The sequence below is a fragment of the Streptomyces sp. CLV115 genome (genome assembly GCF_038448545.1).
GTDB lineage: Bacteria > Actinomycetota > Actinomycetes > Streptomycetales > Streptomycetaceae > Streptomyces > Streptomyces sanglieri.
This window is the reverse complement of the sequence record NZ_JBCEWQ010000111.1, coordinates 19,023-29,283: the sequence shown is the minus strand read 5'-3', so window position 1 is coordinate 29,283 and position 10,261 is coordinate 19,023. Positions and strand designations below refer to the sequence as shown.

Below are 10,261 nucleotides of genomic sequence, written 5' to 3'. Positions count from 1 at the left end.
GCGGCGTCAGATGCGGTGCATCGCAAGGCGGAGGGACGTCCACATACTGGATGTATGTGGACGTTCCGACAACGCGGCGAGGTGCCGTAGCTGTCGTCGCACGCCCGCCAGGAATTGCGGGACAGCCTTTAGGAGCAGCCGCCCCACCGACAAGTGGGCCATGAACTACGCAGTCGCCAAACAGTACTTCGAGCACAAGGGGCACCCTCGGGTGCCAAGAAAGCACGTCGAACGGATCGCCGTCGACGAGAACCAAGAGGAGCGGGAGCTCCGGATCGAGGCGTGGATCGGGAACCAGTGGAGCAGGACCGCGACGCTGTCCCGGAGCGGGTCGAGCAGCTGTCCACGACCGGAATGCGACGGGCGCACCCCTGGCACCCGGTATGCATATATCTATTTCGATCCCCCTGGCGGTGAAACTTCTGCTCCCGTGGAACCGTAGGGATGTCTCCCACGTTCCTACATGAAACGGAGTGGTGACCGAAAGGAAACCGATCTTGAACACCTTGATCACCGTCCTGCCACCAACGGCGTTGGTGGCAGCTGTCGCGCTCCTTATCTCTGCCCTGTTGGCGCGTAGCCAGCGCCGCGAACGGCGGTTTGAGCGCGCACACGAAATTCTTAGCACTCTGTCCACCAAGACCGCTGCTGACGACCGACACCTGCTAGGCACTTACCACTGGCGGAACAGGTCCATCACGAAAGGGGAGGTACGAGACGATGTGATGCGCGCCTACTTCTCAATGCTTTGGCTCTTCAGTGACATCCAGAAAGGACGCTCATCCCTGCTGGCCACAAACAAGAACAAGCGCGATGAAGCCATCGAGCACCTAGACGAAGGGATCATCACCGTCGTCCTGGAGTATGTGTGCACTTTCTACGCGATCAAGAAGAAGATGATCGAAGCAGACCCGAATGAAAGGGTGTTCGACGGGTCTTACGGAAACCACTTCTCGGAACTTTGCGCCGGGCTTGCCGAGGGGGCGAAAGATGACACAACCAAGCGAATGTTGCTGAAGGTGCATGTAAACAACACCGAGCAATGCCTGTGCAGTTGCCACTCTGTGGATCCACAGAAGAAGTCGCGGCTAGCTGTTGCGGCTTGAAGGCGCAACCTATTCAACCGAAAGTAACAATATCTAGAGACCGATAAGGATAAATGCCACTCCGTTTCCTCCTCTCCCTGCATCGGGAGAGGAGGTTTTGCGTTCCTGACCCGTATCACGGACCGAGAGCATCGGAGGGCCGCCCCGCGATGGCACAAACTCGCTTCTGTAAAGGTTCGATGGCACGCGGTCAAAGTTCGGTGACACAGCACAAGCAGGTCCGGAACGGGCCCTCGACTCATGTCCTGTCGCAGCGAAGCCAGTCGGGCCGGGGTGTGTTGACCTGAGGGGACTGGATTGAGCGAGACGGCTGCGGGTCGGTCCGGCGGTCGGCAGGCTGACGGGGCCGCAGTGGACACGGTGTTGGCTTCATGCCCCGGATGTCGCCCAGGCAGAATTGGTCGTGTGATTGTCTTTCACTGCATGAACTGTCAGCAGCCTCTGACTGGCGAGCTGGAGCCTGGGGAGCCACTGAGCGGCCCCGAGCGCCCGCCTGGCCACGAGATCGCTTCACCGCGGATGCCTCAGGGAACCTTCGAAATCAACTTCGATGGTTCCCTTCTGATCCTTCACCCGGGTGACGTTCCGGGGACGGCACACCATTCCGATGCTCGCCGCCTCAATGGTTGCTGCGGCCTCGTGGGCCAGGACGGTCCCAACCTCGTCTGCTCCGGCTGCGGCCTCGAAGTCGCGACGAAAGAAAGTGACTGCTGGACCGACAACCTGGTGGCCTTGGCCGCCACCGCGGTGAGTGAAGACCCCCAGCCGAAGTAGGACGTCGCGCTGCTCCCGACGCCGACCGTCAGCCTCGTTGGCTGCCGGAGTCCGGCTCTGCTTCGTCGAGCTGAAGCCAGTCCTGGGTGACCATCCAGGACTGGTGGTCCAGGAGGATCCTTGCAAGACCGCCCGACCGCTCTCGGATCGTGAAGTAGTCGCGGAGGAGCCGGTGGAGCGTGATCACCGCTGCGGCGTCGGCATGCTTGGTGAGCAGGTGAATCCAGCCACCTGGAGCGAGGTGGCGGACGAGGAAGGGCCAGGTCAGGCCGTGGCCTCGGCCGAGGCGGACCACGAGCCACTCCTGGAACCCTGTGAGCATGCTCCAGGAGCTTCCGGCGTCCAGGCCGAGAAGAAAGGTGGTCATCGAGGAGAAGGAGCCGTCGAGGCCGTGCCGGGCGGGCTCGCGACGTATCGCGGTCAGCAGGGCCTGGTTGCTGCTGGAGCACGCTCGCACGGAAGGCCTGCTGGGTGGCGGCAAGGTAGTTCCCCGCACTGCGTTCGTGGTTCCTGGTCGATGTGTCCGGGTTCCTCAGCGGGTGGCTGAACATGTAGCGGTGAACGGTGCTGTAGGACACGCCGGCGTCGTGTTCGTCCAGCAGCCTCTCTCAGACCAGCCCGACTGAAGTTGGCCAGCATGTTCGCGACAGGGCCATCAGGCTCCGCGCTCATCCCCGCGTGGACGTCGGTGGGCTTCGTTTCAAGGTAGGAGATCAGGGCTCTGTCGTGGGTTGCGTAGGCGCGGTTGAGGAGGTCCCTGATGTTGTGCCAGGCGCTGACGTGCCGGCGGTGCTGCATCGGCGGGGTCGGGAAGCCCGCCTTGGTCGAGGCGGCGAAGATGGGCCGGCCGGTGATCGCGGTCGTGCCGTGCATCGTCATGGTGTCGAAGCTGCCGATGCCGGGCGGGGTTGGGGCGTCCTCCGTGAGGAGATAGTTCACGACCGCGGGGTAGCGGCTGCGTTCTCCCGTCTCGCCGCGTGCGTGGAGGAAGCGATGGAGCATCTCCTGGGCCTGCGCCCGGGTGTCGGCGCCCGGGACCAGGCCCAGATCGGGTGTCCAAGCGTCCCTGAGTCCGGTCAGGACCGCGTCGTAGTCGTCGATCCAGCGGCCCAGCCACCTACCTTGACGTTCAATCAGGTCAACCACGTCCTGAGGGTCCACGACGTCCACCTGGTCAGGGACGGTGCGGGTACGTGCGCGCTGGACATCGACGGACTCGGCGTCCTGTCCGTGGTGGTGTGCTCAAGGCGTCCCATGCCCGTGCGCCCCCTGGACCCCATGCCCCCGGCCGGCGCCGCAGGCCGGCGCCGGAGTCGGTCGTGAGGGGGGCCATCGCCCGCCTCGCTTTCGCCTCCGCCTCCCGTTCGTGACGGTCGGAGGGTTCGGCGATCCGCCGGCCACCGCCGTTGTCGTGGCCCGCGACGGGGCCGACGCGCTGCTGTATGACATGGGTGGGCTCGTGGGCGAGCGCGCGTCGGTCGCCATCGTCCGCTCCGGTGACGACGTGTTTGCGGGAGGTGTACGCGCGGGCATCCATCTCGGCCGCGGACGCCGCCGCGGCGCTGTCATCACAGATATGGACACTGGAGAAGCCAGCGCCCGGGCGGGTCTCCATGTCGGTGCGGGTCGCCTCGCCAAGGGGTCGTCCGGCGCCCAGCAGGACATCGTCGACGGCGACCCGCAGGCCGGCCGGCGACTGGAGAGTGTCGTGCAGGTCGGCCTGGATGGCTCGGATGTTGGGCGCGGGAGCCTGGGGGCCGGCGCCAAGAGCATGACGGACGGTCACGCCGGTCATCGTACGGGCAACACATCGCCGGTTGACCCGACCGCCGGGTCTGGGCTCTCGTGCAACGAGGGCCCAGACCCACCGGGCAGAAATGCGAAGTGCTGCTGTCCCAGTACGACGTGCTGCCCACTTGGTGAGCCGTTCGTCATCGGGCGATCCACGCCGCCCAGGAGCCGTCCGGCCCCGAACGGACAGGCGAGTGCGCAACGCAGAGTGCAACACGTGGACCAGAAGCTCTTTCCGGTGTGGGCCGGGGCCTGGTCCTCCGATCCGTCGGAGGACCAGGCCTGTGCGTGGCAACGCGAGCTCCCGCACCGGCTCCACGAACCTCTGTCCAGAACATCAGAGCCAGTCAGGAACGAAACGTGCAGGGGCGTTTCACCATCCGTGTTTCAGTGCCACCGGTCGGTGTTGCGGTGGCCGGGGGTCAGGCTTGGTGGAAGCTCTGCGGAGCCGGGAACGGCGCTGACGGACTCGGGGGCTTCGTGATCATCGAACGCCGGCGGAGGGCGTGTTGAGCCGGCAGGAGCGCAGCCCTGGCAGCCGGGCCCGAACAATCTGCCCTTCACCTACCGGCTGTGGCAGCACCGCCAGACCGAGCCGCTGCATACCTGCGACGAGATCCTGCTGCGTCCGAGCGGCGTCGGCCAGATCATCAAGTTCGCCATACTCTGAGATACGCACCATTCGATCGCATTGCTGTGTGGGTGCCCACGATCGCGGAAGCGGCTTTCAGTTCGAGGAAAACAAGCCCCAGGCGTCCTTGTCCTGCCCGGCACCCTTCTGTGAGAAGTCCTTGGAGAGCACGAGACAGCCCCGACTGTCGTCGGAAGGACGTGAGGCAACAAGATGACCAGCGCCGTATGCATCGCCACCGCAGCCAGTCGGGTGGTAGCTGTCCGGGCATGTGGCTGTGACAACATCACCCGCCGGCCCACTGGCTTGCACGATCGTCGACGCCGGCGAGTCGGCAGTGGCCGACGTTGTCAGACCGCCGATGGCAACGACAGCCCCCTGCGACTGCCGTTGCGATCACTACCCGGTTCTTCATGGATCTCCCTCGATTTTCCGATGAGGGACTACCTTGAATCGCCGGACAACCACCCTGTACACGGTGCGGTGACACTGGCCGACCGGGGCCCTTCCGTGCGGGACGGGCCCGCTGGCCGCAGGTCAGACTCGGTCGGCGGCGATGAGGACGTACTGGAAGGAGCCGTCCTTGTAGGAGTTGATGAACGCGTCCTCGATTCCCGTGACCAGCGAGGACGTTGCCCTCAGCTCCCAGTAGGGCAGGGTGGCGGGAGTGAGGTCGATGACGGCCTGCGGCACCAGGCGGTTGTCGGCCATGGCGCGCAGGTACTCCCGGCGTGAGTGGATGTTGCACTCGAAGTGCGCGTTGATCTGGGAGACCCACTTCGAAGGCTGGCCGTACCGCGGGTTCCAGCAGCCGGTGATGGTCACGTAGCGACCGCCGACCTCAAGGATGCGGGAGTGCTCCGCAAAGAGGTCCTGCAGGTCGACGTACATGCTCGACTCGTTGTTCCACGAAGCCGCGGCCTGCCCCGTCTCGAAGGGCGTGGAGAGCATGTTGCAGACACGGGCGCGCACGTGGTCCTGGATGCGGAGCTCCTGGGCACGCCGGTTGGCGAAGTCGGCTTGCTTGGCCGACAGGGTGACACCCTCGACCTTGCATCCGAAGCGCTGGTGCGCCATCACCATCGACCCGCCGCGCCCGCAGCCGGCGTCCACCAGGGTGTCGTCACGCCCGATGCCGCCGAGATGCTCCAGAAGGACGTCGGTCTGCGCCGACTCCAGTCGGTGCAGCTCGGAGATCAGCTTCTTCTCGCTCTCGCTGTCCTCGGGGTCGCCGAGTGCGGTGTGGTCGACGTCACCGATGCCGTAGTGGTGGTGGTAGAGGCCGTCGACATCGCCGAGACGCAGGTTCACGGGCCGGGCTTCCCCGTCCCAGTAGCGGGCGATGTCCCCCTGGTAGGGAGTCGCCGGGCCGGGGATGATGATCGGAGCGTCGGTGGCGGTGAGCTCGGTGCTGGTCGTGCTGGTCGTGCTGGTCACAGATGAGTCCATTCTTCCTACCAGAAGTCGGGCAGGCTGTAGCGATAGGTGTTGGTCTGGTGCCAGTGGTGGTTTCCGTCGACCCAGGCGGCCACGCCACGCAGGAAGCGTTGCACGGTCGGGATGGGGCAATCGGCGGCCAGGGCCGCGGCGTTGCTCTCGAAGTCGTGCATGAGCTCGTTGTGGACCTCGACCGACTTCAGATAGGCGTCCCGGTCGGAGAGGCCTTCACGCTCGGCGATCACGACAGGCAGATTCAGGTGCCGTCCTGGAGCGTCGAGTTCCTTGGTGTACGAGTAGAGGTCGTTCACGATGGTCGTTGCGTTTCCCGCGAGCGCGACGACCTTCTGCATGGCGGTCTGGGCGTGCAGGTCCGCCGGCAGTTCGTAGCCGCCGACGGTGTCGGTGATGGTCGGGCAGGGGCGGAAGTTGTTGAACTGGCGCATCGCCAGGTACTCCCACACTTCGGGGACGTGGTCCATCTGTGCCCAGGCGGCTTCGGCGAGATACCCCAGGTGAAGCCGGGACATGTCGTGCCGGAACCGGTCGCTCTGCGAGGGGCTCGCCGCCTGGTCGAAGTAGGCCATGGCGGAGCGGTAGGCGCGCCGAGGCGCGTCCGCATGGAGCGACTTCGCCCATGGCGCCTGGTACTCCCCCGTCGTGTACACGGGGTCGAGCGCGGTGTGCGCCAGCAGAAGGCGTTCGCCGAGGCCGTCGGGCGAGCCCCCGTGGTCCTCGCAGTAGCAGTCGTCCACCGCGTTCTCGGCCACCATCAGGCGGGTGGCGATCATCAGGTGGTCGATGGAGGGTGCGTCCGGGTGGCAGCCGACCATGTAGCGGCCCACGGAGAAGCCGTCGAACTGTTCCTCCCAATCCTGGGGGTACAGGGAGACCTCGTCCAGCGCCCAGGACTTGATCCTGCGGCTGACCTCTTCGACCCGCACCGGGTCTGGCTCGGCCACCGGGTGACAGTAGAGACCTGGGATCGGCCTGCCTTCCGCCGCGGGTTCCGACGGCTGAGAAGCCGTCGGAACCGGTTCGCGCGGGGTGAGACGCAGGCCCGCCGTGCCCAGGCCGCTGGGGCCGCGCATGACCCGCTTCAGGTCGTGGACCGGTGCCGGCACTGTAGGCACCACGGCTGTGGGGGCGCCGGCGGGTCGCGGCACAGGAACGGAATCCGCAGGCGGTGCGGGCACGGACGGTGTACCGGACAGCTCCCCGGTGACGGCCTTGATATCGCGTGCTCGAGCAGCGACTTCAGCGAGGAAGTGCGCCGTGAAGCGGGCAGCGGCCGCCGACAGGCTCGGCTGCGGAGGTGTCGTCTCAGGCGCGGGCATCGATGGCTCCTTCGTGAGGTGGGCGGCTGTCCCGGGGCCCTTCCGGCAGGTGCGGGCCGAGCCCGCTACCTGGGCCAGCGGGCGATCTGCACGTTCTCCAGCACGCCGACCGCGTCCGGCACGAGGATGGCGGCGGAGTAGTAGGTGCTGACGAGATAGGACGTGATGGCCTGCTCGTTGATGTTCATGAAGCGGACCGACAGACCCGGTTCGTACTCGTCCGGCAGACCCGTCTGGTGAAGACCGATGACGCCCTGGTTGTCCTCGCCGGTACGCATGCAGAGGATCGAACTGGTCCTCTCCTTCGTGATGGGGATCTTGTTGCACGGAAGGATCGGAACCCCGCGCCAGGCCGGGACCTGCTGACCGCCGAGGTCGACATGGTCCGGGTAGAGCCCCCGGGCGTTGAACTCACGCCCGATCGCCGCGATGGTCTTGGGATGCGCGAGGAAGAACTTCGACCCGCGACGGCGGCAGAGCAGCTCGTCCAGGTCGTCCGGGGTGGGCGGGCCGGAGTGCGTCTGGAGGCGCTGCTTGAAGTCCGCGTTGTGGAGCAGGCCGAACTCCTTGTGGTTGACCAGCTCATGTTCCTGGCGTTCGCGCAACGCCTCGATGGTGAGCCTGAGCTGCTCCTTGGTCTGGTTCATCGGCTCGTTGTATAGGTCGGCGACCCTCGTGTGGATCCGCAGAATGGTCTGGGCGACCGAGAGTTCGTACTCGCGCGGATTGAGTTCGTAGTCAACGAACGCGCCGGGCAGCTCGTGCTCGCCGGTGTGGCCGGCCGACATCGCGATCTCCGCCTCGCCACGGTGGTTCTGCCGCTGGTGGGGAAGCGAGGTGAACTGTGCGATGTGGTCCCGCAGGGCCGGCGCCGTGGCGAGTACCGCCTCGAAGTCGGCGCGTGACAGGGTGAGGAGGGTGCCCGATGTCTCTGCGGTGGCGGTGTGCGCCCAAGGGCCGCTTCCGTCCAGCAGAGCGTGGTCCCCGAACCGGTCGCCATCGGCCAGTACGTCGAGGGCGACCTTGTCGCCGTACTCGCCGACGGAGGTCTGGCTGACGCGGCCGTGGGCGATGAGGTGCAGCTTGTCAGCGCTCGCACCGCGTTCCACCAGCGTCTCGCCGACCTGGAAGTCGCGCTGGACGCAGCGATCTGCGAGGGCGGTCAGTACCTCCATGTCGTCGAAGCCGCGCAGCATGGCCAGTTCACCGAGCTCGCGGGGGATCACCCTGACATTGGCGCCATCCTGGATGAACTCCACGCGCCCGTCGCCGACGGTGTACGTCAGGCGACGGTTCACCCGGTAGACGCCGCCCTTGGTCTCCACCCAGGGGAGCATCCGTAGCAGCCAGCGAGAGGTGATCTCCTGCATCTGCGGGGCGGACTTGGTGGTGGTGGCGAGGTTGCGGGCCGCCGCCGTGCCAAGGCTGGATTGCTGAGGTGACTCCAGTTGTGCTTCCGGGCTCGAGTCAACAGTCATCGGGGCGAGCTCTCCTTGTTCAGGGCGGTGGTGGCACGTCTGCCGGTGTCATCGGACAGGCAGGAGAAAGAAAGGGGGCTGTGCGAGTGGGCATCTGGGCATCCGTCCAGATCCGAGTCGACGCTAAAGGCCGCTCCTGCTCGTGGACCACGGAAAGCCGGGGGCATTAACTCGATCCGTTGGTCATGTCTTGCGCGATGTTTGCCGGGGGACCAGCGGGATTTGGCCCTGCTGCGGCGGCGTTCCGGTCGGTGGCCGATCGGCTCCCGGTGGAGGGACAGGCAAGTCGAAGGTGTGGAGGTGTCCTGTTTTCAGTCCGCCTTGGGTGGTTTGGTCAGTAAAGGCGCCCGCCCCTTGCCGCCGCGGTCCGCCCGTGCTGCGGCCGGCACCTCGTCTCACGGCATCGCAAACGCGCCAGAATTCAGTCGGGGCGATGCCACGGCTGGAGGGAGGGTTCGATATAGGGAACCGAAGCCAGATATAGGGAACCGAAGCCACACGACATCAAGTTGAGGTGTCCGACGTGGGCCGGACTGCGGCGGCGCTCGCCGTACTGCAGGCTGCTGTCGTGAGGCCCGTTCGCGCTTCACCCGGACTTTGCGGTCGAGGAGCACCGCCAGGTCCTCGCCGGCCGTCCACCTGCACTGCGCCCGTGGCCGGGGTGGACCCGTGGCCGGGGTGGGCCCATATGCATCAGCCCGCCGGGCGGTGAACCACTGCCGCTCGTACGGCCCTGGCCTCTTGCCACCAGCCTGGTTGTCGCCAGCAGGCCCGCCCCGGACCGAAGGCCAGTTCCAACGGCAGTTGCTGCCAGGTGATCCCGGTGTAGAGCACGAGCAGGATGCCCTGCAGACACCGCCGGTCGTCCACTGTGCGCGGGCCCGGCGACCGCGACCCGTACGGCCTACTGCCTGCACCAGCCCCGTCTCGGGCCGGCACGCCTCGCTCGGCTCGATGTCCGGCTCAGCCAGGGCGATAGGCGCCTCATCCCGGTCGAGTAGGCCGAACTGCGTGCTGTACATGCCGAACCCGCCGCGCTGCAGCAGCGCCGTCCTTCCCGAAGGCTGCGGCTGAATCCTCCACGACGGCTCGGCCCCCGCCCGCTCCCGGGCACATGACTCCTGCTGCTCCTCGATATCCAGTTCGCGGATCCAGGAGCGGGTCTGTGGCAGCTGCCACTCCAGCCGGTCGGCCAGGGTCCGGTTCTCGTCCGGGTCGGATATGCCGCCGGACACGGCTACGCCTCGGCCGGCTCGTGGGCGTGCTTCAACGCCAAACGTGCCGCGACCACCTCCTCGCTCAGCGTCGACCAGTACGGGTGCGTCATCACCTCGGCGATCAGCCGACCGCGGCTCGTCCTGGAAGCGTAGGACTTCGGCCCATGGACGACTCCACCCGCGTACCTACGTACCACTCCCCCGAACCGCCACGACTGAGCACCACGTCACCGACGCCCTTCAACACGAACAGCCACGCCCCCCGGCCCGCCGGCCGGGGGCTTCGTGCTCCCCGGAGGAAATCGCCGTGCCCACATACGAGGCCCTGCCCCGCCTCACCGCCGACCACCGCAGCCTCACCCAGAACAGTGCCGCCGATTCCGCCGGGCCGTCACTGCCTTCGTCCCCGATCTGCGCGCCGACGGACAGTTCCGCGTCGGCCTCCGCGTCAAGCACCTCAGCGGGGTCCCCGGCATCTACGAGCTCACGT

9 protein-coding genes and 1 pseudogene are annotated in these 10,261 nt (G+C 66.4%); 2 read left to right on the top strand and 8 right to left on the bottom strand.

The window, feature by feature from the left end; translation table 11 throughout:
* The first annotated feature begins 497 nt into the window (after positions 1 to 497).
* Complete coding sequence (locus AADR41_RS29700) at positions 498 to 1,106, top strand: hypothetical protein (protein WP_342284538.1); 609 nt, start codon at positions 498 to 500, stop codon at positions 1,104 to 1,106.
* 405 nt (positions 1,107 to 1,511) lie between these two features.
* Entirely contained in the window at positions 1,512 to 1,880 is a 369-nt protein-coding gene (locus AADR41_RS29695) for a hypothetical protein (RefSeq protein WP_342284537.1), read from the top strand.
* Positions 1,881 to 1,908: 28 nt separating this feature from the next.
* On the opposite strand, the gene AADR41_RS29690 is transcribed toward AADR41_RS29695, so the two are convergent.
* The 8 genes and pseudogenes from AADR41_RS29690 to AADR41_RS29655 all read right to left on the bottom strand — a co-directional run.
* Positions 1,909 to 2,337 carry a hypothetical protein gene (locus AADR41_RS29690; RefSeq protein ID WP_342284536.1) on the bottom strand — a complete coding sequence of 143 codons (429 nt, stop codon included), beginning with the start codon at positions 2,335 to 2,337 and terminating at the stop codon, positions 1,909 to 1,911.
* Complete coding sequence (locus AADR41_RS29685) at positions 2,301 to 3,026, bottom strand: hypothetical protein (RefSeq protein WP_342284534.1); 726 nt, start codon at positions 3,024 to 3,026, stop codon at positions 2,301 to 2,303. Before AADR41_RS29685 ends, AADR41_RS29690 begins: the two co-directional genes overlap by 37 nt.
* Before the next feature lie 28 nt (positions 3,027 to 3,054).
* Positions 3,055 to 3,666 (bottom strand): eCIS core domain-containing protein, encoded by a 612-nt coding sequence (locus AADR41_RS29680; protein WP_342284532.1) that lies wholly within the window; start codon positions 3,664 to 3,666, stop codon positions 3,055 to 3,057.
* A 1,173-nt stretch (positions 3,667 to 4,839) separates the two neighbouring features.
* Positions 4,840 to 5,751, bottom strand: coding sequence for a geranyl diphosphate 2-C-methyltransferase (locus tag AADR41_RS29675; protein WP_342284530.1), 912 nt, complete (start codon positions 5,749 to 5,751; stop codon positions 4,840 to 4,842).
* A gap of 5 nt (positions 5,752 to 5,756) precedes the next feature.
* Positions 5,757 to 7,076 (bottom strand): family 2 encapsulin nanocompartment cargo protein terpene cyclase, encoded by a 1,320-nt coding sequence (locus tag AADR41_RS29670; RefSeq protein ID WP_342284529.1) that lies wholly within the window; start codon positions 7,074 to 7,076, stop codon positions 5,757 to 5,759.
* Positions 7,077 to 7,141: 65 nt separating this feature from the next.
* Positions 7,142 to 8,554, bottom strand: coding sequence for a family 2B encapsulin nanocompartment shell protein (locus tag AADR41_RS29665; RefSeq protein ID WP_342284528.1), 1,413 nt, complete (start codon positions 8,552 to 8,554; stop codon positions 7,142 to 7,144).
* A 693-nt stretch (positions 8,555 to 9,247) separates the two neighbouring features.
* Entirely contained in the window at positions 9,248 to 9,493 is a 246-nt protein-coding gene (locus AADR41_RS29660; RefSeq protein WP_446751123.1) for a transposase, read from the bottom strand.
* A pseudogene (locus AADR41_RS29655) lies at positions 9,484 to 9,789 on the bottom strand (DUF6233 domain-containing protein); the annotation flags it as partial. The gene AADR41_RS29660 and the pseudogene AADR41_RS29655, both read right to left, overlap by 10 nt.
* Between the last annotated feature and the right edge of the window lie 472 nt (positions 9,790 to 10,261).